The sequence below is a fragment of the Sorangium sp. So ce448 genome (genome assembly GCF_051520915.1).
Lineage (GTDB): Bacteria > Myxococcota_A > Polyangia > Polyangiales > Polyangiaceae > Sorangium > Sorangium cellulosum_B.
This window is the reverse complement of record NZ_CP150343.1, coordinates 587,827-608,748: the sequence shown is the minus strand read 5'-3', so window position 1 is coordinate 608,748 and position 20,922 is coordinate 587,827. Positions and strand designations below refer to the sequence as shown.

Below are 20,922 nucleotides of genomic sequence, written 5' to 3'. Positions count from 1 at the left end.
GACGTGACGAACTGCATCACTCCTCTTCCTCCGCGGCCGACGCCTCCACGCCTGCGCTCGTCTCGACCAGCTCGACGTTCAGGCACAGCGACTGGAGCTCCTTGATGAGCACGTTGAAGCTCTCCGGCAGCCCCGCCTCCAGGGTGTAGTCCCCCTTCACGATGGCCTCGTACATCCGGGTGCGGCCCATCACGTCGTCGCTCTTCACGGTGAGGAACTCCTGCAGCGCGTAGGCCGCGCCGTAGGCCTCCATCGCCCAGACCTCCATCTCGCCGAGCCGCTGCCCGCCGAACTGCGCCTTGCCGCCGAGGGGCTGCTGCGTGACGAGCGAATAGGGCCCGATCGAGCGAGCGTGGATCTTGTCGTCGACCAGGTGGTGGAGCTTCAGCATGTACATGATGCCCACCGTGACGTTCTGATCGAACGCGTCGCCCGTGCGCCCGTCGAAGAGGATCGCCTGACCCGAGGTCGGGAGATCCGCGAGGGCGAGAGCGCCCTTGATGTCCGACTCATGAGCGCCGTCGAACACCGGCGATCCCATGAAGACGCCCTCATCGACCGTCTTGACGAAGCGCTTGACGTCGCCGTCATCGAGGTTGTCGAAGAAGCCGTTCATCGTCTCGTCGCCTGCGTAGATGGCCTTCAGGTGCTCCTTGATCTCGGCGCTCGCCCGCTGCTGCTCGATCATCCGCTGCAGCTGGTTGCCGAGCTCGAAGGCGCCCCACCCGAGGTGGATCTCGAGGATCTGGCCGACGTTCATGCGGCTCGGCACGCCGAGCGGGTTCAGCACGAGATCGACCGGCCTGCCGTCCTGCAGATACGGCATGTCCTCCTCGGGGAGGATGCGGCTGATGACACCCTTGTTGCCGTGGCGGCCCGCCATCTTGTCGCCGACCTGGAGCTTGCGCTTGATGGCGATATAGACCTTCACCATCTTGATGACGCCCGGCGGCAGCTCGTCGCCCTTGGAGAGGCGATCGATCTTGTCGCGGAAGTGCTCCTCGCGCGTGCGGACGAGCTCCTCGAGGTCGCGCAGGATCTGCTGGACCCGCTCGGCGTCGTCGACGGGGATCTCCCCCCAGTACTTGCGGGGGATCTCGGCGAGCGAGGGCTCGTCGATGATGGCGCCCTTCTGGAAGAGCACCTTGCCCTTGTCGTCGACGAGCTTGCCTGTCGCCTCCTTGCCGAGGAGGAGCTCGCGGATGCGGCGGAAGAACGAGTCGCGGAGGATCTTGATCTCCTCGTCGCGCGTCCGCTCGATCCTGGCCCGCTCCTGATCCTCGATGTCCCGCGCGCGGTCGTCCTTCTCGGTCCCCTTGCGCGAGAACACCCGGGCGTTGATGACGATCCCGCCGACGCCGGGCGGCACCTTGAGCGAGCTGTCGCGGACGTCGCCGGCCTTCTCGCCGAAGATCGCCCGGAGCAGCTTCTCCTCGGGCGAGAGCTGGGTCTCGCCCTTCGGCGTGATCTTGCCGACCAGGATGTCGCCCGGCCGCACCTCGGCCCCGATGCGCACGATGCCGGAGTCGTCGAGGTCCTTGAGCGCCTCCTCGCCGACGTTCGGGATGTCGCGGGTGATCTCCTCCTTGCCGAGCTTCGTGTCGCGGGCGACGCACTCGAACTCCTCGATGTGGATCGAGGTGAACACGTCGTCCTTGGCGATGCGCTCCGAGACCAGGATCGAGTCCTCGAAGTTGTAGCCCTGCCACGGCATGAACGCGACGAGCACGTTCTGGCCGAGCGCGAGCTCGCCCATGTCCGTCGACGGGCCGTCGGCGAGCACGTCGCCCTTCTTCACCACCTCGCCCGTCCTGACGACCGGCTTCTGCGTGTAGCAGGTCGACTGGTTCGAGCGCTGGAACTTCATGAGGTGGTAGATATCGGGCACCTCGGCGCCCTCGCCCTCGGCGCGGACGACGATGCGCGTCGCGTCGACGCTCTCGACGACCCCGGGGCGCCGCGCGATGACGCAGACGCCGGAGTCGCGGGCGAGCCGCTCCTCCATGCCGGTGCCGACGAGGGGCGCGTGCGACTGGACGAGCGGCACGGCCTGACGCTGCATGTTGGCGCCCATGAGCGCGCGGTTCGCGTCGTCGTGCTCGAGGAAGGGCACGAGCGCGGCGGCGACCGACACCATCTGGTTCGGCGCGACGTCCATCAGCTCGACCATCTCGGGCGTGACGATCTTGAACTCGCCGTTGTAGCGGGCCGAGACCAGCGACTCCTTGAAGCGACCGCCCTCGTCGAGGTTCACGGTCGCCTGCGCGATGTACTTGCCCTCCTCTTCGAGCGCGGAGAGCCAGATCACGTCCTCCGTCACCCGGCCGTTCTCGACCTTCCGGTACGGCGTCTCGACGAACCCGAACTCGTTCACGCGGGCGAACGTCGACAGCGAGGCGATGAGGCCGATGTTCGGACCTTCCGGCGTCTCGATGGGGCAGATACGGCCGTAGTGGGTCGCGTGGACGTCGCGCACCTCGAACCCGGCGCGCTCGCGGGTCAGGCCGCCCGGGCCGAGCGCCGAGAGGCGGCGCTTGTGGGTGACCTCCGAGAGCGGGTTGGTCTGGTCCATGAACTGCGAGAGCTGGGAGCTCCCGAAGTACTCCTTCACGACCGCGCTGACCGGCTTCGCGTTGATCAGATCGTGCGGCATGAGCGTGTCGATCTCCTGCGACATGCTCATGCGCTCCTTGATCGCGCGCTCCATGCGGACGAGGCCGATGCGGTACTGGTTCTCCATCAGCTCGCCGACCGCGCGCACGCGGCGGTTGCCGAGGTGATCGATGTCGTCGACCGAGCCGCGCCCGTTCTTGAGCTCGATCAGGTGACGCACGGTCTCCAGGATGTCCTGCGGCGTGAGCACCGTGAGATCGAGCCCCGGCCGCTCGTCCTCGGGGACATCCCGGTAGAACTTGTAGTTCAGCTTCAGCCGGCCGACCTTCGACAGGTCATAACGCTCGGCGTTGAAGAACAGGTTGTGGAACAGGGTCTTGGCGGTCTCGAGCGTCGGCGGATCGCCCGGCCGCAGCCGCCGGTAGATCTCCAGGATCGAGTCCTCCATCGTCTTCACCTTGTCGGTGAGCAGCGTGTCGCGGAGGTACGAGCCGACGTTCAGGCCGTCGATGAAGAGGATGCGGAACTGCTCGATGTTCGCGTCGCGCAGCCGCTCGAGCTTCGCCTCGGTGAGCTCCTCGTTCACCTCGACCACGACCTCGCCGGTCTCCGGGTCGACGATGTCGTGCGCCGCGACCTTACCGACGAGCTCCTCCGGCTCGAGGCTGAGCCGCTCGAGCTTCGCCTCCTTCATCTTCCGGATGGCGGCGCGGGTGAACTTGGTGTTCTTCTTGACGATGACGTCGTTGCCGATCTTGATGTCGCGCGTCGTCCGCTGACCGGCCAGGAGGTCGTACTCGATGCTCTTCGCGTACTTGCCACCCTTCTCGAGGTACACGGTCTCGGTCGAGTAGAAGTAGTTCAGCAGGTCCTGCGTCGAGTAGCCGAGCGCGCGCAGGAGCACCGTCGCATGCATCTTCCGCCGGCGATCGATGCGAACATAGATGATGTCCTTCGGGTCGAACTCGAAGTCGAGCCACGAGCCGCGGTACGGGATCACGCGCGCGGAGTAGAGCAGCTTGCCGCTCGAGTGCGTCTTGCCCTTGTCGTGATCGAAGAAGACGCCGGGGCTACGGTGCAGCTGGCTGACGACGACGCGCTCGGTGCCGTTGATGATGAACGTGCCCGTCTCGGTCATCAGCGGGAGCTCGCCGAAGTAGACCTCCTGCTCCTTGATGTCGCGCACGATCCGCTCCCCGCCGTCGCGGGTGTCGTAGATCATCAGCTGGTTCGTGACCTTGATCGGCGCCGAGTAGGTCATACCGCGCTGGCGGCACTCATCGACGTCGTACTTCGGCGGCTCGAGGTTGTACGAGACGAAGACGAGCTCGCTCGTGCCGTTGAAGTCTTTGATCGGGAAGACCGAGCGGAACACCGCCTGCAGCCCGACCTCCTCCCGCTCGTTCGGCGGAACGCTCATCTGGAGGAATTTGTCGTAGCTCGACTTCTGGATGTCGATCAGGTTGGGGACGTCGATGATGCGACGAACGCGACCCAGGTTCTTACGGACGCGGAAGTTGGATTGGACGACCGACGGCATCGATTTCCTCCGGCTCACACGAGCAGTGCGGGGCGGGCGCACGGCTCGAACCGAGCAACGAACACGAAGCTACGCACGAATGGCGAGCGAGCGTCCCCAGGGAATGAGGACCCAAAACATCTTGGTTGTGGGGGCAGAGCGGACCGCGTGGCGACCCATTGAGCTCCGACGTTGGCCGAGGACCCGCACCCGCGGTCCTCTTCAGGATTGACCGAGGACCCGTACTCGCGGCCCTCTTCAGCGTTGCGCGAGGGCCCGCAAACGCGGTCCCGTTCATCAGACAAAAGCGGGACGTGCGGCAGGGACGACCGCCCCTGCCGCCGTCCGCCGGCGGATCCCGATTTCCCTTGCAGGGAGCGGTGATCGTTACTTGAGCTCGACGGTAGCACCTGCCTCGACGAGCTTCTTCTTCATCTCCTCCGCGTCCGCCTTGGAAACCTGCTCCTTGACGGTCTTCGGCGCGGCCTCGACCAGGTCCTTCGCCTCCTTCAGGCCCAGACCGGTGATCTCGCGGATCGCCTTGATGACGCCGATCTTGTTGCTGCCCGCGTTCGCGAGGATGACGTCGAACTCGGTCTGCTCCGGGGCCTTCTCGGCCGGAGCGGCGGCCGCGGGGCCGGCAGCGACAGCGACGGCCGCGGGGGCAGCCTTGACGCCCCACTTGTTCTCGAGGTCCTTGATGAGCTCGGCGATCTGGATGACAGGGAGGTTGGAGAGGTAATCGACGACCTGCTCGCGCGTGATCTCAGCCATTGCAAGACTCCTTCAAACTCTTCTACGCGCCCCGGGGAGGGGGCCATGTAAACCAAAACCAGACGGGCGCAAGGCCCAATTGATACGAAAGCACCCTCTCAGGCCTGCTTGCCCGCTTCCTCTTCCTTCGCCTTCAGGAGATAGGCGAAATTCTGGAGAGGCGCGTTGAGCTGCTGCACGAACTGCTGGAGCGGCGCCTGCAGCGTCGCGAGCAGCGTGGCACGAAGCTCATCCTTGCCGGGCATCGTCGCGAGCTGCGTCTCGACGGCATCCCCCGAGAGGATCTGCCCCTCGATGAGCCCCGCCTTGACCTGCAGCTTCTGGTTGTCCTTGCGGAACGCCTTGACGACCTTGGCTGCCGCGCTCGGATCCTCGTAGCTCCAGGCCACGCCGGTCATGCCGGTCAGGCTCTTCGCGAGGGTCTTCGCCCAGGGGTGCTCCTTGATGGCGTGGCGGACGAGCGTGTTCTTCACGACCCGGTACTCCACGCCGGACTTCCGGAACTCATCGCGAAGCTTGGTGACCGCCTCGACGTTCATCCCCTTGAAATCCAGGAACACCGCGGAAGACATCCGCTCGAACTTCTGCCGGACGGAGCCGATCAGCACTTCCTTCTGGGACCGTTCCATGGGCTACGCCTCCTCCGTCTTGCCGATGAAGTGGACCGGGTCGATACGAACCCCGGGGCCCATCGTCGAAGACAGCGTGATGCTCCGGAGGTAGATGCCCTTGGCCGTCGCCGGCTTGGCCCGGACGAGCGCCTGGATCAGCGCGTCCGCGTTCACATGGAGCGCGTTCTCCGCGAAGGAGACCTTGCCGATCCGCGCGTGCACGATGCCCGCCTTCTCGACACGGTACTCCACCTTGCCGGCCTTCGCCTCCGAGACGGCCGTCTTCACGTCGAACGTCACGGTCCCGACCTTCGGGTTCGGCATCAGGCCGCGCGGACCGAGGATACGGCCGAGCTTGCCCACCAGACCCATCATGTCGGGCGTGGCGATCACGCGATCGAAGTCCATGAAGCCTTCCTGGACCTTGTTCACGAGATCCGCCTCGCCGACGAAGTCGGCGCCGGCCGCCTCGGCCTCCTTGGCCTTCTCGCCCTTGGCGAACACCAGGACCCGAAGCGACTGCCCCGTCCCATGCGGGAGCACGACGGCGCCACGGACCATCTGGTCCGCGTGCCGCGGGTTGACACCCAGCCGGACCGCGAGGTCCACCGTCTCGTCGAACTTGGCGGGCGCCGCTTGTTTCACGAGCGCGCACGCCTCCTGCAATGTGTACTTTCGAGCGCGGTCGACGACTGCCCGCGCTGCGACTTTCTTCTTGGCGACTTTCGGCACATGCCCTCCTTCTTAACGGCTCTCGCCTCCCACGGTGCGCCTAAAACTACCGTGGTAAGTCTTGCTTCTGGCCCCGCTGGGCGCCCCTCTCGGGCGCCCGGCGCGGCGGGGCGCATCCCCGACGGCGGGGAGCGCCACGACCACCTCAGTCGACGACGTCGATGCCCATCGAGCGCGCCGTGCCCGCCATGCTGCGCATCGCGGACTCGAGGTTCGTCGTGTTCATGTCCTGCATCTTGAGCTGGGCAAGCTCCTGCAGCTGCTTCTGCGTGACCTTGCCCACCTTGACCTTGTTGGGCTCCTTGGAGCCCGCGCCCGGCTTCTTCTTCGTCTCGAGCCCCGCCGCCTTCTTGAGGAGCACGGAGGCCGGCGGCGTCTTCATGATGAACGTGAACGAGCGGTCCGAGTAGACCGTGATCACCACCGGGATGATCATGTCCCCCTGCGCCGCCGTCCGCGAGTTGAAGTCCTTGCAGAACGCCATGATGTTGACGCCGTGCTGGCCGAGCGCCGGACCGACGGGGGGCGACGGGTTGGCCTTGCCCGCCGGAAGCTGCAGCTTCACGTACCCTGTGACTTTCTTCGCCATGATGAATCTCGCACCCTATCGAACCGCCGCCCGACGGGCGGTCTACTATTCAGAGAAACAGCGAAGCACCGCGGAGGCGCGGTGCTCGCCCGCAGGTTTGCAGCCGTCCGTTCCTGGCTAGCGCTTCTCCACGGCTGAGAAGTCGAGCTCAACGCTGGTGGGTCGGCCGAAGATGCTGACCTTCACCTTGAGCTTCTGCTTGTCCATCTTCACGTCATCGACCGTGCCGGTGAAGTTCGCGAAGGCGCCGTCGAGGACCCGCACCTCCTCACCCACCTCGAACGTGAGCCGCGGCTTCGGCTTGACCGCCCCTTCGACGATCCCCCGCCGGAGATTGTCGATCTGAACGATCGGGACCTCCTGCGGCGTCTGGTTGCCGATGAAGCCGGTTACCTTGGGCGTGTCCTTGACCAGGTGCCAGACCTGCTCGTTCATCTCCATCTCCACGAAGATGTAGCCGGGCAGGCTGAGCTTCTGACGAACGCGGGTCTTTCCGCCGGGACGGTTCTCCGTGACCGTCTCGCTCGGGATGAGGATCTCACCGAACCGATCTTCCAGGCTGTACTGCTTCACGCGCTGCTGGAGCGCGTCGCGCACCTTCGCCTCGTATCCCGAGTAGGTATGGATGACGTACCACTTCTTGGCCATGGCGCTTGATTCCCTCAGGGTCTCCCTGCTTCAGCTTCCATCGCCGTAAACGATGTTGGTCACGAATGCCCAGAAGCGGTCGAGCAGCGCCAGGTAGAGGGTCGCCACGGTGGTCGTCGCGATGACGATGAACGTCGCATTCGTCACCTCTTTCTTGGTGGGCCACTTCACCTTCGCCAGCTCGGCGGCGACCTCGTCGCTCCAGGCGCGAAGCTCGGGGTTGCGAAACGCGCGCAACACGACGACCAGCGCGACGACGCCGCCGACGATCATGCCGTACGTCGTCTTGTCGTCGTCACCCACCGCGGAGAGCACCGGCAGCGCCCGGCTGAACCAGTCCTTGTTGGCGAGTGTCGCCCAGACGCCATGGACGACCTTGCCGAGCAGGTAGGCGAGCAGCATCCCCGCGGCGAAGAAGCCGGCGAGCACATAGCGCTCCGAGCCAAGCTGAGTGGCCGCGACCTCCTCGTCCTCGGCCTCATCGGCGTCGTTCGATTCATCGGCACGCGGCGCCTCGGCGTCCTTCGCGTCAGCAGCCCCCGTCCCCTCGCTCTGCTTCACGAGGGACGAGTCCTCGGCAGGCGAGCTCGGTCCGGATTCCTCCGGCTCCTCGTCCTCCGCGACCTTCGTCGGCGGCTTGTCTTTTTGACCCTTCGCCATAACAACACCAAACGCGCCGAACCGCGGCAGACAAAGGCCTGCTCGGTGAGGATCCAGGGGCGGCCCTGAGGCGCCCACATCCCCCGGCAGGGGCAGAGAGGCTCGAACTCCCGACCTGCGGATTTGGAATCCGCTGCTCTACCAACTGAGCTATACCCCTAGAATCGCTGCGCCTTCCTGAGCACTCGTTCACTTCGTCTCGTCGTGAACCGTGTGCTTCTTGCACTGCTTGCAGAACTTCTTGAGCGACACCACCTGATCCGGTGCCTTCGTGGTCTTGTAGTTCCGCGACTTGCACTCGCTGCAGGCCAGTGAGACGGCGATGCGCGCCGCACGCCACCCACCGGCCTGCTCGCCCACGTCGGCCTCCTACGCGAGGATCTTGGTGACGACGCCGGCGCCCACCGTCTTGCCGCCCTCGCGGATGGCGAAGCGCATCTGCTCCTCCAGCGCGACCGGGGCGATGAGTTCGATCGTCATCGTGATGTTGTCGCCCGGCATCACCATCTTCACCCCCTCGGGGAGGTTCACCGTGCCGGTCACGTCCGTCGTCCGGATGTAGAACTGCGGCCGGTAGTTGGTGAAGAACGGCGTGTGGCGCCCGCCCTCCTCCTTCTTGAGGACGTACACCTCACCGGTGAACTTGGTGTGCGGCGTGATCGACCCGGGCTTCGCGAGCACCTGGCCGCGCTCGATCTCTTCCTTCTCCACGCCGCGGAGCAGACACCCGACGTTGTCGCCCGCCTGCCCCTGATCGAGCAGCTTGCGGAACATCTCGACGCCGGTCACGACCGACTTCTTCGTGTCCTTGAAGCCGATGATCTGCACCTCGTCGCCGACCTTGATCACGCCGCGCTCGATGCGGCCCGTGGCCACCGTGCCGCGGCCCTTGATCGAGAACACGTCCTCGATCGCCATCAGGAACGGCTTGTCGATGTCGCGCACCGGCTCGGGGATGTAGCTGTCCAGCGCGCCGAGCAGCTGCTGGATCGACTCCTCCCACTTCGGGTCGCCCTGGAGCGCGGGCAGCGACGCGCCACGGACCACCGGCGCGTTGTCGCCGTCGAACTTGTACTTCGACAGGAGCTCGCGGACCTCCATCTCGACCAGGTCGAGCATCTCCGGGTCGTCCACCGCGTCGCACTTGTTGAGGAACACGACGATGTGGTTCAGGCCGACCTGGCGGGCGAGCAGCACGTGCTCGCGCGTCTGCGGCATCACGCTGTCGAGCGACGACACGACGAGGATCGCCCCGTCCATCTGCGCCGCGCCGGTGATCATGTTCTTGATGTAGTCGGCGTGCCCGGGGCAGTCGACGTGCGCGTAGTGGCGGTTCGCCGACTCGTACTCGACGTGCGCCGCCGCGATGGTCACCGTCTTGGTCTCGTCACGGACCGTCCCGCCCTTCGCGATGTCGGCGTACGAGATCGCCTTCGCCAGGTTGCGCTTCGACTGCACCTTGACGAGCGCCGCCGTGAGCGTGGTCTTGCCGTGGTCGATGTGGCCGATGGTGCCCACGTTCACGTGCGGCTTCGTACGAGTGAATTTCTCCTTGGCCATCGAGATGTCTCCTGCCGAAATGAAGTTCGCGACTGCGTTTCGCTGTCCTCGCTGGAGCCCACCATCGGGATTGAACCGACGACCTCGTCCTTACCAAGGACGTGCTCTGCCAACTGAGCTAGGTGGGCAAACGACCGACCACGGAGCGGGCGACCGGGTTCGAACCGGCGACGTTCAGCTTGGAAGGCTGACGCTCTACCAACTGAGCTACGCCCGCGGGCTTCCGTCGAGAGCGATCCCGGCGGATCTGTATCCTGGTCGAACCGTTTTCGGAGCGAAAGCACGCCCCGGTGGAGGGTGATGGATTCGAACCATCGTAGGCATTGCCGGCAGATTTACAGTCTGCTCCCTTTGGCCGCTCGGGCAACCCTCCAGATTTTCTCTATTTATCGGATCTTACGGACTTTGTCTCTGCCCTGACCTCCCGAACCGCCGATCTGTTGCCTTGCATCGGAGCTGACGAGGGGACTTGAACCCCTAACCCCCTGCTTACAAGGCAGGTGCTCTACCGATTGAGCTACGCCAGCGGCATCCACCCGCTGCCCGTCCCCGGGCTCCGGGAAACGTGCGTGCTGACCTAGCGAAATGTCCCAAGACCGATCACTTCTGTGCGAGCAATCAACTCCCGGCCCTGCTGGACCGCCTGCCTGCGCGGTTCGGAGTGTGCCGACCGGGCTGGACCGCAGCGAGGTGAAGCTCTTGGTGCCGCTCACGTCGCTCCGAAGGTAGACGAGTCCCGCGAAGGGAGGAGGCTCTTAGCCCCCTGCAAGAGACGTGTCAAGCGGTGTGCATCGTTTTCGTCCGTTTCGCTGCAATCGGCTGCGAGAGCGCGGTCTGGCCGCGTGGTCAAGCTGGGCGGTCCAGAGCACCGGCGTCCTCCGACGGCGCCGATCTCGCTCGAGCGCTTCCGGTTTTCAAGTGCGGACGTCGGCGGACGTCGAATAGAACGACCCCGCGGCGCGCGCGGTGTTCGGCGCGGGGCACGTGGCCCGCGCCGAACACCGCGCTCAGCTACGGCGCGACTCGGGCGAGCAGCTGCGTGAGCGCGAACGCAAGCGACCCTGAACGAGGGGCGAAGACGGGGACGACGAGGACGCGCGTCGGCGGCGCCTCGGGCGAGCGAGAGGTCCCTTGCGCTCCGCTCGCGGCTGCTGCGATCCTGCCCGGCGCACGCTCGCCCGGGCGCGCCGCGGAGCGGCCCGAGGCGACGATCGCGTTCCGTCATGCTTCGGGGGTAGAGGGTTCGATCGCATGGAATGTCCCGCTTGCCATCAGCCAAACATCGATGGGGCGCGCTTCTGCGCCACGTGCGGCGCGCTCCTCCCTGTCGCGCCGGTGGAAGCAGACCCGCTCATCGGCGCCATCGTCGGCGGCCGGTTCCGCATCATGGGCGTGCTCGGCGAGGGCGGGATGGGCCGCGTCTACAACGGCGAGCAGCCGATGGGGACGTCGGTGCGGAAGGTCGCCATCAAGACGCTCCTCTCGCAGCACGCGAAGGATCCGCAGGTGGTCGCGCGCTTCATGCGGGAGTGCGGCACGGTCAGCGAGCTCGAGCACCCGAACACCATCAAGGTCTACGACTTCGGGCAGACGAACACCGGGGAGCTCTACATCGCGATGGAGCTCCTCAACGGGCAGTCGCTGGAGACGGCGCTCGAGCGGGGCGGCGCGCTCTCTCCCGAGCGCGTCGATCGCATCATCGCGCAGACGTGCGGGTCGCTCCAGGAGGCCCATGAGAAGGGGATCGTCCATCGCGACCTGAAGCCCGCCAACATCTTCTTGACCAAGCGCGCCGGCGAGGAGGACTACGTCAAGGTCCTCGACTTCGGCATCGCGAAGCGCGACGAGCGCAGCGCCAAGGCCGAGCAGAAGCTCACCCAGCAGGGGACGGTGCTCGGCACCCCGCCGTACATGAGCCCCGAGCAGTTCACGGGGACCGAGCTGGACGCGCGGAGCGACATCTACTCGCTCGGCGTGCTGACCTACGAGATGCTCACCGGGCGCCTGCCGTTCGACGCCGACACGCCGTGGGCATGGGCGACGCAGCACATGACGGCGCAGCCATTCCCGTTCGAGGCGGTGCCGATGGGCGCCGCGGCCCCGCCGAAGATGAAGGCGGCCGTCATGAGGGCCCTCAGCAAGAGGCGCGAGGACCGGCAGCAGTCGGCGCGGGAGTTCTACGAAGATCTCACGATCGGCGCGGGCGCCCGCCTCTCGGTGCTCGCGGCGGCGCCGCGCACCCTCGTCGGGAGCGACGCGCCGACCAGCGGGACGGCGCTGATGCCGTCGCGCTCGGGTCAGACGCAGCTCGGGGAGCCGCTGTTCGTCGCGGGGCCGCCCACGGGACCGGGACCGGTGAGGACCGTCGTCAACCATCAGGCCCATCAGGCCCATCAGGCCGCCACGGTCATGGATCAGGCTGTCGTGCCGGCGCACCCGGCCGTGCCCACGGGCAGCGGCCAGGTGTTCCCCGCGCCGCCACCGGCGCCGCAGAAGAGCAAGGCAGCTCCGATCCTCGCCGCCGTCGCGGCCGTCGCGGTGCTCGGCGTCGTCGGCGTCGTCATGATGACGAAGGGGGGCGGCGGGAGCACGACGGAGGAGAGCACGTCGACCGCGATCCCGCTGCCCACGGGCGCGCCGTCGGTCACCGTGGCGTCGGATCCAGTGGGCACGCCCACGAGCACGCCCACCACCACCCCGGAGCCTCTCCCGCCCGAGCCCACCGGCCCGGACAAGACGGCTCCGGACACCCCGAAGACCACGTCGACCCCGACGACTCCGACCGCGACCACCGGGCCCAAGGCCCCGCCGCCTGGCAACGAGAAGGCGGAGCAGGAGTGCAGGGCCGCGATCAACCTGGCGAACGGCGGCAACACGGATCTCGCAGTGAAGCGCTTCGCGTCGTGCGATGGCCCCAAGAAGGCCGAGGCGAGGGCCGCCATCAGCGCGAGCGCCAAGCGGGCGGTCGCGTCCAAGGGGTGCGCGGCGAAGTCCCACGCCTTGGCTGCCGCGCGGATCGGGGCGGGCGAGGCGATGTCCCAGCTGCCAGCGCAATGTCGATGAGGGAGGTGGGCCGGATCGGGCACAACGCTCAGCGGGTCCGGACTGTTCCAGGCTTGCCTTGACGCCCGATTTTGACCGGTGCTAGATCCTGCCCCGACAGTTCTGAAAGTTCATTGCACGCCGCGCCCTGGCTTTGTTTGGTCGGCGCTTGACTTTGGAACACGGGGGAGAAGGTCGCTCACGGGAAATGGGCAGTAAGATTCGTTTGGTCGCGCCTCGAATGAGCTGGCGCGACATATGTCGATCTAAAGAGTTCGCTGGGCGATGGATCGCCCTTGACAATGTCAAATACGTTCAAGGCTGTTCCCAGCCGGCCGAGGCCGACGTTGTGGACGCCGACGATGACCTGGCCGACTTATGCGCGAGGATGCGCGAGGCCGACCGCACGGCGTGTGCGATCCTCTTCGTCGAGGACGACGCCGGAGTACCTGCGCGGGTCCAGCGACTGCCGCAGCTTTGGCGCCGCGTCGCGCATCACTGATCCGCCGGCACATCCTCATCTGCCCAGTCCGACCGTCTGACGACGGGAGCGCCCTCGGGAGCGTCTCAGCTCGCCGAGCCTGGCTCGGCGAGCTCACGCCCCTGGCGTTCACCGCCGAACGTCGGTCCTGCGTCGATCCCTGCCTTGGGACGTCGCGTCCGTCCTGCCGCCAGCCAATCTTCGGCTACTTGAGGATCGGCTTGAGCAGGGTCTTGCCGTCCTTGACGACGACATCGTAGTCGACGGACTTGGCCGGGTTCGTCGCACGAAGCTTCGCGGCCTGCGCGCGGAGGCTCTCGGCCAGGCGCTCGTAGGTGACGCCGGCCGTCGACTCACGCGCGGCGCGCTTCGTCTCGACGTACTTCGCGTAGATCTGACGCAGCCGCTGCTCCGGGAGCTCGTCGTCGCGCGCAGCAGATCGCTGCGGGGGCGCGGGTCGCGCGCGCACCGCGGCGTCGACGCCGGCGCGCGCGGCCTCCGGGGGGCGCGACGGCGTCCGCGGCGCCGAATGCCGAGCGCCGCTGGCCGGGCCGGTCTCCGCGGCAGGCGGCGCGGTGGAGCGACGGCGCCGGGCCGACGGCGGGCGCTCCGAGTGGACGCGCTCCTGCCGCCTCGCTCCGGTGCCCTTCGCTTCGCCCGCCGCGGCGGCGGCAGCGACCGCCGGGGCTTCGGCCGGAGCGCCAGGAGAAGGCTTGACGGGGCTCGGTGGCGGCGGGCGCTTCGGAGCAGGCGGAGGCTCGGACGCGACGTCCGTCAACGCGTCTGGAGGCCCGGCCGCGGCCTTCGCCGCGTCGCCGGTCTTGGTGCGCTGAGCGCGCATCTCCGCCGCGAGCTCGGCGAGCCGCTGACGGCTGTTCGCGCCCGCCGCAGGCTGAGCCTTGTCGACGGCAGGGCGCGCCGGCGACTTCGCGCCTGCTGGCGAGGCCTCGGCCGGCTTCGCCTCTGCCGGCTTGCTCTCCGCCGGCTTCTGCTGAGGCCTGGTCAGGCCGAGCCCCCGGGGCAGCCCTCCCAGCGGAGCGGGCTTCACGGCCGGTGTGGCCTGCGGCATGGCAGGCGGCGCGAGCGCGGGGCGCGCCGGCGAGCTGGCGGGCGCCGCGCTCGACGCCTCCGGCGCGGTCAGCGGCGCGACCGCGGCGCGGGGCGCGGCCTCCTCGGCGGCCAGCGCGGCCAGCGATCGCTTTCCCAAAAGCGACGCGGCGGGCAAAGGCGGGGGCGCCAGCGTGACCGCCTCGTCGTCGACGTCGATCTCCTCGTGATCGCCGCGGTCCTCGGCGCGGTGGACCGGCCCGTGCTCTGTGTCCTGCTGCTCGGCGAGCTCCGCATAGCGCTCTGCCCGCTTGCGGCCGACGATCGTGAGCGCTTCCTTCGCTCCGACCCGCTTCGCTGCGCGGATGACGTCGCGACGGTACGTGCCGTTCTCGATCTCGCGCGAGATGCGGCCCCAGTACTGCTGGAACGTGTTGTAGCGCTGGATCAGCATCTGGAACTTGAACCGGAGCCCGGTGTTCCTGATCTGCTCCCGCCGCATCACCCAGATGCGACGCTCGACGTCCTTGCGCGGGATGAGCGGCTCCAGCCGTTCGATCCCCATGAAGTACTGCTCGTAGAGCGCGCGCAGCCGCTCGATGCGCGTCTCCAGCTCCTCGAGCTCCCGTTCGACCTCACCCGATTCCATCGCGGCTAGAGGGGCGTGATGCGCAGGTTGTCGAAGCAGACCGGCGCATCCCATGCGTTGAAGCCCATGTGCTCGTGCCCTGGACCGGAGAGCGGAGCAGGGTCGCTGAGCTCCAGATACTCGACGTCGTTCACCGACCAGGAGAGGGTCCTGCCGTCACGACGCTCTATCCGGAAGCGATACGGTTGCCCCGGCGCGACCGGCCGCGCGCGGTCGTCGTCGCTGTCCGGATCCACGTCGATCTCCAGCCGTCCGGCGCTGTGCTCGTCGAGGCGCGCGAGCACGTGCTTCGTGTTCTTCCATCCTCCGAGGATCACGAGGTAGCTCGTCGCGTTCGTGTAGCTCGCCGCCGTCGCCCCGCTCCGGCCGTCTCCCCAGAGCTCGGCCTTGAGATCGCCGTCTGGGGCCTCGGCGATGGCGTCGAACTCGATCCGGGCGTTCTCCGGCAGCGGCCGCTTCAGCCACACGCCGCGGTTCCTCGCGGCGCGCACGCAGAGCTGCCCCTCGTCGATGGCCCACTTGGAGCTCAAGGCGTTCCAGTCGGGGCCGAGCGCCGGCCGGTTGAAGTCGTCCTCGAACACGCCCGTCCCCTGCGCTCCCGAAGCGGCGCCCGCGGTCGGCGAGGAGACCGACGGCGCGACCGTCCCGGCTGGCCGCGCGCTCACATCCCCCGTGGCCGGCCCTTCGGGAACACACGCCGCGCTCACGAGCAGTCCAGGCACTGCGAAGACCCCGACGGTGGCACGGCCAGAGAGCACGGAATCGATGCTAGCAGCGGCGCGCGCGGACTTCGAGAGCCGCTTCGCGGGCGCCGTCGACAGGATGGGGAGAACCTCGCGCTGCGCTGACGGCCCGGGCACATCGAGATCGCCCGGCGCGGTTGGACCAGCGTCAGCGAACGCCTTGGCTCGCTGCGTCATGCGCGAGAGACGATGCTTGATGGTCCCCAAGCCCAGGCGTAAGGAGAGGCGCCATGCATCCCATCCTGTTCCGCGTCCCGCTGCCCGCCTGGACCGTGCCCCTGCTCTGGGTCTTCCTGATCGCTGCGGGCATCGCTTTCGCGGGCGCGATCGGGCTGCTCATCGCGAAGAACAAGCCAGGCGCAACGGCCGCGGGCATCGCAGGCGTCGCGCTCGCGGCGATCGCCTCCCAGGTCAAGGAGCAGACCTACACCCTGGGTCCGCTGCCCATCTACAGCTACGGTGTCATGCTCGGGCTCTCGCTCGTGGTCGGCTGGTACCTGACGCTCGGGCTCGCGGAGCGCGACGGCCTGCCGAAGGAGACGATGGCCAACTGCTACGTCGTCACCGCGCTCGCCGCGGTCGTCGGGTCGCGCGTGCTCTACATCCTCACGAACCTCGACGAGTTCGACTCGTTCGGCGCGATGTTCGACATCCGCCGCGGCGGGCTGGTGGCGTACGGCGGCTTCCTGGGCGGCTTCCTGGGCTCGTACCTGTTCCTGCGCTCCCACCGCATCCCGCTGCTCCCCTGGGCCGACGTCGCCGTCCCGAGCCTCGCCTCGGGCCTGATGATCACGCGGATCGGGTGTTACCTCTTCGGCTGCGACTTCGGCCGGCCGCTCGGCGAGACGGCGCCCGCCTGGCTGAAGAAGCTCGGCTCGTTCCCGCGCTGGGCCGAGGGCACGCTGGACCACGGCAGCGGGTCCCCGGCGTGGGTGCAGCACGTCAAGGAGCGCGGGCTGGATCCGAGCTCCGAGGCGTCGCTCGCCGTGCACCCGACGCAGATCTACGAGGCGCTCGTCGGCGCAGGGCTGCTCACGCTCCTCCTCCTCGCGCGCCGCCGGCAGAAGTTCCGTGGCGAGATCTTCCTCATCTTCACGTTCTCCTACGGCGTCTGCCGCTACCTGCTCGAGCTCCTCCGCGACGACGCCGAGCGCGGCTCGATCCCGCCGTCGCTCCCGGAGCACGTGTTGCTCCCGGCCGGCCTCGTGATCTTCGCCGTGGGGTACACGATCGGGTTCTCCCATCTCCTCCGCGACAACGTGGTGCGCAAGGTGACGCAGGTGCTCTCCTTCGTCCCCGCGGTCGCCCTGTACCTGGCCCTCAGGCCCGAGACGTTCGCCGCCTCCGCGACCCTCCAGTACTCGACTTCCCAGGCCGTCGCGCTGGCGACCGGGCTCGCCGCGTCGATCGCGTTCGCGGTCTATCACAAGGCCGCCCTGGACCACCCGGAGCAGGCGATGGCGCTCAGCCTCCCGGAGAGCTCCGCCGCGGCCGCCGACAAGCAAGCAGATGGTGACGACGACGAGGACCAAGACGACGAGGACGAGGACGAGGACGACACGCCGAGAAAGAAGCGGAGCGCGCCGGTGAAGGCCGGCGACGCGCCGTCGCGGGCCAGGCGCGGCAGCGCAAAGGACGAAGGCCGGGCGACCGCCCGCGAAACCGGCGCCGCCGAGGCGCCCGACACCACCGGAGAGGCATAGACCGTGAAGATCGCATTCGGAGAGGGCAAGCTCGTACCGGCCGTCGTGCAGGATCGGCTGACCGGGCAGGTCCGGATGCTCGCGTACATGACGCGGGAGTCGCTCGCCAGGACGCTCGAGACGGGGCGCGCCACCTTCTTCAGCCGATCGCGCGGCGAGCTCTGGGAGAAGGGGGCGACGAGCGGCAACACGCTCGCGGTGACGAGCGTTCACGCCGACTGCGACGGGGATGCGCTCCTGATCCTCGCGGAGCCCCGCGGCCCGACGTGCCACACGGGGAGCGCGAGCTGCTTCTTCCGGCAGGTCGATGCACGCGGGGACGGAGAGCCCGAGGCCGCCGACGAGGGGCAGGACGCGTCCGCGCTGCTCGAGTCCCTCGAGCGCGAGCTCGAGGCGCGCAAGGCGTCGCCGGCGACGAAGAGCTACACCCGGAAGCTGCTCGACGGAGGCGCGCCGCTCATCGGCGCAAAGCTCCGCGAGGAGGCCGGCGAGCTGGCCCAGGCGATCGCCGGGGAGAGCGACGAGCGCGTCGCGTCCGAAGCGGCGGACGTCATCTACCACCTGCTGGTCGGCCTCGTGTCGCGCGGCGTCCCGCTGCGCGCGGTGCTCTCGGCGCTCGCGTCACGCATGGGCACGAGCGGCCTCGTCGAGAAGGCATCGCGGGCACAGAAGGTCAGCCCGGGGAAGCCGTGATGCGCCGCGCGCCGCTGCCTCGATGTGGCGGCGGCTCACTCTTCGTGATGCGCCGCGCGGCGCTGCGCTGTCAGCAACCACGGAGCCCGTTGTAGACGGACGAAGCCCCGTCACCGCAACCGGGGCTGCCGATCAGGATCACCCCGATGGCGGCGGCGCCCGCAAGAGCGAGGCGGCAGGCGGCGAGGCTTCGCCGCCGCAGCTGCGCGCCGGCCCCCGCCCTCCGTGAGGGCGGCGGATGGGCTATTCTGGATGGGTGAGCCCGTTCCGTGAGCCGCCCGGCATCGAGCTCGGCCCGCTGGAGGTCGGCCTCGGGCGCGCGGCACGGCGAGCGATGGTGGGCCTCATCCCGAGCGGAGGACGGCTCATCGCGCCGGACGGCTACGCGCGGACCCTCCACGGCGAAGGCGGCTCCTGGCGCGGCCGCTCGCACACCGCAGGCGCGCTGGGCTCCCTGGGGCTCTTGCTGGCGTCGGCCTGCGCCTTCGTCGCGGCGACCGGCGGCTTTCAGCTGCACGGCCTCGAGGCCACGGCGGTGACGGTCGCGCTCGTGATCGCGGGCGGGGTCTCGCTGGCCGCGGTGCTGCGCGCCATCGACGCGCCTCGCGAACGGCTCACCGTGCACGGCGCAGTGGTCGGCAGGGCGGCGAGGCGCGCGCTCCGCAGGGCAGGGCGCCTCGCGCGCCACGCGGAGCGCGCGCCGGATAGGTTCGGCCCTCGCCGCGTCACCGCGCTGCGCAAGACGCTATCCATGCTCGCGGATCCGCTCGTCGCCGACTGGATCCCCGCGGACGTGCGCGGCCGCGCGGAGCTCCTCCTCGCCCGCGCCATCGCCGCGAGCGTCGGCGCGCGCTGGGCGCGCGAGGCCAGCGTCCGGACCGAGGTCCGGGCGCTGCTGCTCGCCGCGGCCGATCACCTGATCGAGCCGACGCCCGCCCGGCTGGACCTGCTCGTGCTGGCAGAGCACACCGAGCCCGCCCCGACGCCCCGCGATGCACGTTGGCCACAGCGCGTGAACGCCGCGACGCAGATCCGATGCAGGGCGCCGTCGCCCCCTGTCCCCTCCGACGCCGTCGCCGAGGACGCCGCGGCGGGGGTCGATCTCGACGCGGCCGATTCCTCCGGCGAGGCGATCGATCGTGCTAGGGTGCGCTGCTGAAGGGCGCGTCGCCGACGCCTCGGTAGGCTTCGGCGGCGTTGCAGGAATCCCGTGAATCCACCTCGATTCCGGAGCTCTTCACGCTCCCGGGCCATCCCCCTGCCCCCTGCGCTCGGCCGCGCCCACCTCGCGCTCTGGTGCGCGTTGCTCCTGGGGACGTGCCCGAGGCGCGCGCTCGGGCAAGGCGCGGTGGCCGCCGCCGACGCAGAGGCGACGGCACAGGAGCGAGCGCCGCACGCTGCTGCGCCCTCCCACGCGGCAGCGCTGTCGCCCGGCGCGGCGCTCCAGGAGAGGCATCGCGTCCGCTACACCCTCGACGGCATCGAGATCCGAGGCAACGTGCGGACCGCCGCGCGCGTGATCCTCCGCTACGTCAGGTTCCGCGCGGGGGACCTGCTCGACGTCGAGGATCCGGAGATCGAGCTCACGCGCTACCGCCTCCTCGGGACCGGGTTCTTCGCCTCGGTCGGGTTCTCGCTCCGCAAGGGGGTCGAGCGCGGGAGCGCGACGCTCGTGATCGACGTCGTCGAGCGCAACACGTTCGTCGTGCAGGACCTCTGGCTCGGCATCGCGGCCGACGAGGACACCGCGGGCAACGCGAGGCCGCTCTCCGCGTTCACCGGCGTGCAGGTCGCCGAGACCAACCTCGCCGGCACGGGGATCACGCTCGGCGCCGGCGTCGGGCTCGCGGCCGACCAGCTCGCGCTGAGGACCCGCTTCGTCGACCCCGCGTTCGTGGGGACCCGCTGGTCGGCCACGGTGACGGTGCTCTACAACGACGCCCGTGACTTCTTCGGCAACCGGGACGTCGTCTTCGAGTCCCCGTTGCTCGAGCAGCGCGAGGTCACGGGCTACGCCGTCGTCGCCTACAAGCGGTTCGGCGCGACGCTCGGCACAGGTCACGACGTCTCCTCCTCCTCGCGGCTGTCGCTCGACTACCACCTGGAGCAGATCGACGCGACCGTGCCCACGGTCGCCTCGCACATGCGCGGCAACAGCCGCGAGCCCATCGAATTCGACATCCTGGGCGGCAAGACGGTGCTCTCGTCGCTGCACGCCGCGATCGATCACGACACGCGCGACGCGCCCTTCCTTGCGACGCAGGGCACGCTCGCGTCTGTCTCGGTCACGGTGGGCGTACCGCCGTTCGGCAGCGACTACGGCTACCAGAAGTTCGAGTTCGGCGCGCAGCGCTGGTTCCGCCTGCCGCTGCGGCACGTGCTCCGCGTCGAGGCGTTCGCCGGCGCGATAGCCGGGGACGCGCCTTTCTTCGAGAAATTCTACGTCGGCGATCTCACCGACCTCCTGCCCGATCGGCTGCTCGATCTCGCGCCCGATCGGAGGCAACCGCCGAACTTCCTCAGCACGGACATCATCGAGGTCCGGTACGGAGACTTCGCCGCGAAGCTGGAGGCGGAGTACCGGATCCCGGTCTACGCCGGCCGCGGCTCGATCTACGGCGTCGATCTCTTCGGCGCCGCGGGCCTGTACGGCCTCGCGACGCGCCGCGAGTTCACCGATGCGCCGACCGGATACGAGGGCTTCGCCCGCGTGCCCGTGGACGTCACCTACAACCTCGGTCTGCGGGTCGACACGGCGGTCGGCGGGGTGACGCTCGCGTTCTCGAACCTGCTCGGGCTGATCCCGGCGCGGCGCGGTGAGCGGAAATGATCTGCTTCCACGCACATCGCGGACCGAA

At 68.5% G+C, this 20,922-nt stretch carries 17 protein-coding genes and 5 tRNA genes; 6 read left to right on the top strand and 16 right to left on the bottom strand.

Annotated elements, in window-relative coordinates; translation table 11 throughout:
- Positions 1 to 16 precede the first annotated feature (16 nt).
- From rpoB to WMF45_RS02250, 14 genes are all read right to left on the bottom strand, one after another.
- Positions 17 to 4,153: a DNA-directed RNA polymerase subunit beta gene (gene rpoB / locus WMF45_RS02315; RefSeq protein WP_437715335.1), complete on the bottom strand. Its 4,137-nt coding sequence runs from the start codon at positions 4,151 to 4,153 to the stop codon at positions 17 to 19.
- A gap of 366 nt (positions 4,154 to 4,519) precedes the next feature.
- Positions 4,520 to 4,906, bottom strand: coding sequence for a 50S ribosomal protein L7/L12 (rplL, locus tag WMF45_RS02310; RefSeq protein WP_437297491.1), 387 nt, complete (start codon positions 4,904 to 4,906; stop codon positions 4,520 to 4,522).
- A 98-nt stretch (positions 4,907 to 5,004) separates the two neighbouring features.
- Positions 5,005 to 5,535, bottom strand: coding sequence for a 50S ribosomal protein L10 (gene rplJ, locus WMF45_RS02305; protein WP_437549104.1), 531 nt, complete (start codon positions 5,533 to 5,535; stop codon positions 5,005 to 5,007).
- Positions 5,536 to 5,538: 3 nt separating this feature from the next.
- Positions 5,539 to 6,249, bottom strand: a complete 711-nt coding sequence (gene rplA / locus WMF45_RS02300) for a 50S ribosomal protein L1 (protein WP_272097521.1) — start codon at positions 6,247 to 6,249, stop codon at positions 5,539 to 5,541.
- Positions 6,250 to 6,394: 145 nt separating this feature from the next.
- Positions 6,395 to 6,838: a 50S ribosomal protein L11 gene (gene rplK / locus WMF45_RS02295; protein WP_272097520.1), complete on the bottom strand. Its 444-nt coding sequence runs from the start codon at positions 6,836 to 6,838 to the stop codon at positions 6,395 to 6,397.
- 117 nt (positions 6,839 to 6,955) lie between these two features.
- The gene (gene nusG / locus WMF45_RS02290) at positions 6,956 to 7,486 is read right to left on the bottom strand and encodes a transcription termination/antitermination protein NusG (protein ID WP_012233040.1); all 531 of its coding nucleotides are present in this window, start codon (positions 7,484 to 7,486) and stop codon (positions 6,956 to 6,958) included.
- Positions 7,487 to 7,516: 30 nt separating this feature from the next.
- On the bottom strand, positions 7,517 to 8,146 hold the full coding sequence (gene secE, locus WMF45_RS02285; RefSeq protein WP_437715334.1) for a preprotein translocase subunit SecE: 630 nt from the start codon (positions 8,144 to 8,146) through the stop codon (positions 7,517 to 7,519).
- An 87-nt stretch (positions 8,147 to 8,233) separates the two neighbouring features.
- Positions 8,234 to 8,306 (bottom strand) — tRNA-Trp (locus WMF45_RS02280).
- Positions 8,307 to 8,335: 29 nt separating this feature from the next.
- A complete protein-coding gene (gene rpmG, locus WMF45_RS02275; RefSeq protein WP_437531315.1) occupies positions 8,336 to 8,506 on the bottom strand; it encodes a 50S ribosomal protein L33 in 171 nt (56 codons plus the stop codon).
- A 9-nt stretch (positions 8,507 to 8,515) separates the two neighbouring features.
- Positions 8,516 to 9,706, bottom strand: a complete 1,191-nt coding sequence (gene tuf, locus WMF45_RS02270; protein ID WP_437715333.1) for an elongation factor Tu — start codon at positions 9,704 to 9,706, stop codon at positions 8,516 to 8,518.
- Positions 9,707 to 9,758: 52 nt separating this feature from the next.
- A tRNA-Thr gene (locus WMF45_RS02265) sits at positions 9,759 to 9,834 on the bottom strand.
- 16 nt (positions 9,835 to 9,850) lie between these two features.
- Positions 9,851 to 9,923: transfer RNA gene (locus WMF45_RS02260), tRNA-Gly, on the bottom strand.
- A gap of 74 nt (positions 9,924 to 9,997) precedes the next feature.
- Positions 9,998 to 10,079: transfer RNA gene (locus WMF45_RS02255), tRNA-Tyr, on the bottom strand.
- Between the two features lie 81 nt (positions 10,080 to 10,160).
- Positions 10,161 to 10,233 (bottom strand) — tRNA-Thr (locus WMF45_RS02250).
- Between the two features lie 724 nt (positions 10,234 to 10,957).
- Between WMF45_RS02250 and WMF45_RS02245 the strand changes: the two genes are divergently transcribed.
- Complete coding sequence (locus WMF45_RS02245; RefSeq protein WP_437715332.1) at positions 10,958 to 12,769, top strand: serine/threonine-protein kinase; 1,812 nt, start codon at positions 10,958 to 10,960, stop codon at positions 12,767 to 12,769.
- Between the two features lie 187 nt (positions 12,770 to 12,956).
- Positions 12,957 to 13,250, top strand: coding sequence for a hypothetical protein (locus WMF45_RS02240; protein ID WP_437715331.1), 294 nt, complete (start codon positions 12,957 to 12,959; stop codon positions 13,248 to 13,250).
- Positions 13,251 to 13,434: 184 nt separating this feature from the next.
- Here WMF45_RS02240 and WMF45_RS02235 read toward each other — a convergent pair whose 3' ends face one another.
- Both WMF45_RS02235 and WMF45_RS02230 read right to left on the bottom strand, forming a co-directional pair.
- Entirely contained in the window at positions 13,435 to 14,925 is a 1,491-nt protein-coding gene (locus WMF45_RS02235; protein WP_437715330.1) for an MXAN_5187 C-terminal domain-containing protein, read from the bottom strand.
- Between the two features lie 5 nt (positions 14,926 to 14,930).
- The gene (locus WMF45_RS02230; protein WP_437715329.1) at positions 14,931 to 15,845 is read right to left on the bottom strand and encodes a hypothetical protein; all 915 of its coding nucleotides are present in this window, start codon (positions 15,843 to 15,845) and stop codon (positions 14,931 to 14,933) included.
- Between the two features lie 53 nt (positions 15,846 to 15,898).
- Between WMF45_RS02230 and WMF45_RS02225 the strand changes: the two genes are divergently transcribed.
- The 4 genes from WMF45_RS02225 (at position 15,899) to WMF45_RS02210 (ending at position 20,894) form a co-directional block, all read left to right on the top strand.
- Positions 15,899 to 17,371 carry a prolipoprotein diacylglyceryl transferase gene (locus WMF45_RS02225; protein WP_437715328.1) on the top strand — a complete coding sequence of 491 codons (1,473 nt, stop codon included), beginning with the start codon at positions 15,899 to 15,901 and terminating at the stop codon, positions 17,369 to 17,371.
- Between the two features lie 3 nt (positions 17,372 to 17,374).
- Positions 17,375 to 18,064: a bifunctional phosphoribosyl-AMP cyclohydrolase/phosphoribosyl-ATP diphosphatase HisIE gene (gene hisIE, locus WMF45_RS02220; protein ID WP_437715327.1), complete on the top strand. Its 690-nt coding sequence runs from the start codon at positions 17,375 to 17,377 to the stop codon at positions 18,062 to 18,064.
- A gap of 256 nt (positions 18,065 to 18,320) precedes the next feature.
- Entirely contained in the window at positions 18,321 to 19,223 is a 903-nt protein-coding gene (locus WMF45_RS02215; RefSeq protein ID WP_437715326.1) for a hypothetical protein, read from the top strand.
- A 51-nt stretch (positions 19,224 to 19,274) separates the two neighbouring features.
- Positions 19,275 to 20,894, top strand: coding sequence for a BamA/TamA family outer membrane protein (locus WMF45_RS02210; RefSeq protein ID WP_437715325.1), 1,620 nt, complete (start codon positions 19,275 to 19,277; stop codon positions 20,892 to 20,894).
- The last annotated feature ends 28 nt before the right edge of the window (positions 20,895 to 20,922 follow it).

Excerpts from the sequence above, each read along its gene's own strand:
- rpoB (WP_437715335.1), bottom strand. The coding sequence starts at position 4,153 with ATGCCGTCGGTCGTCCAATCCAACTTCCGCGTCCGTAAGAACCTGGGT.
- rplL (WP_437297491.1), bottom strand. The coding sequence starts at position 4,906 with ATGGCTGAGATCACGCGCGAGCAGGTCGTCGATTACCTCTCCAACCTC.
- rplJ (WP_437549104.1), bottom strand. The coding sequence starts at position 5,535 with ATGGAACGGTCCCAGAAGGAAGTGCTGATCGGCTCCGTCCGGCAGAAG.
- rplK (WP_272097520.1), bottom strand. The coding sequence starts at position 6,838 with ATGGCGAAGAAAGTCACAGGGTACGTGAAGCTGCAGCTTCCGGCGGGC.
- nusG (WP_012233040.1), bottom strand. The coding sequence starts at position 7,486 with ATGGCCAAGAAGTGGTACGTCATCCATACCTACTCGGGATACGAGGCG.
- secE (WP_437715334.1), bottom strand. The coding sequence starts at position 8,146 with ATGGCGAAGGGTCAAAAAGACAAGCCGCCGACGAAGGTCGCGGAGGAC.
- tuf (WP_437715333.1), bottom strand. The coding sequence starts at position 9,706 with ATGGCCAAGGAGAAATTCACTCGTACGAAGCCGCACGTGAACGTGGGC.
- WMF45_RS02245 (WP_437715332.1), top strand. The coding sequence starts at position 10,958 with ATGGAATGTCCCGCTTGCCATCAGCCAAACATCGATGGGGCGCGCTTC.
- WMF45_RS02240 (WP_437715331.1), top strand. The coding sequence starts at position 12,957 with ATGGGCAGTAAGATTCGTTTGGTCGCGCCTCGAATGAGCTGGCGCGAC.
- WMF45_RS02235 (WP_437715330.1), bottom strand. The coding sequence starts at position 14,925 with ATGGAATCGGGTGAGGTCGAACGGGAGCTCGAGGAGCTGGAGACGCGC.
- WMF45_RS02230 (WP_437715329.1), bottom strand. The coding sequence starts at position 15,845 with ATGACGCAGCGAGCCAAGGCGTTCGCTGACGCTGGTCCAACCGCGCCG.
- WMF45_RS02225 (WP_437715328.1), top strand. The coding sequence starts at position 15,899 with ATGCATCCCATCCTGTTCCGCGTCCCGCTGCCCGCCTGGACCGTGCCC.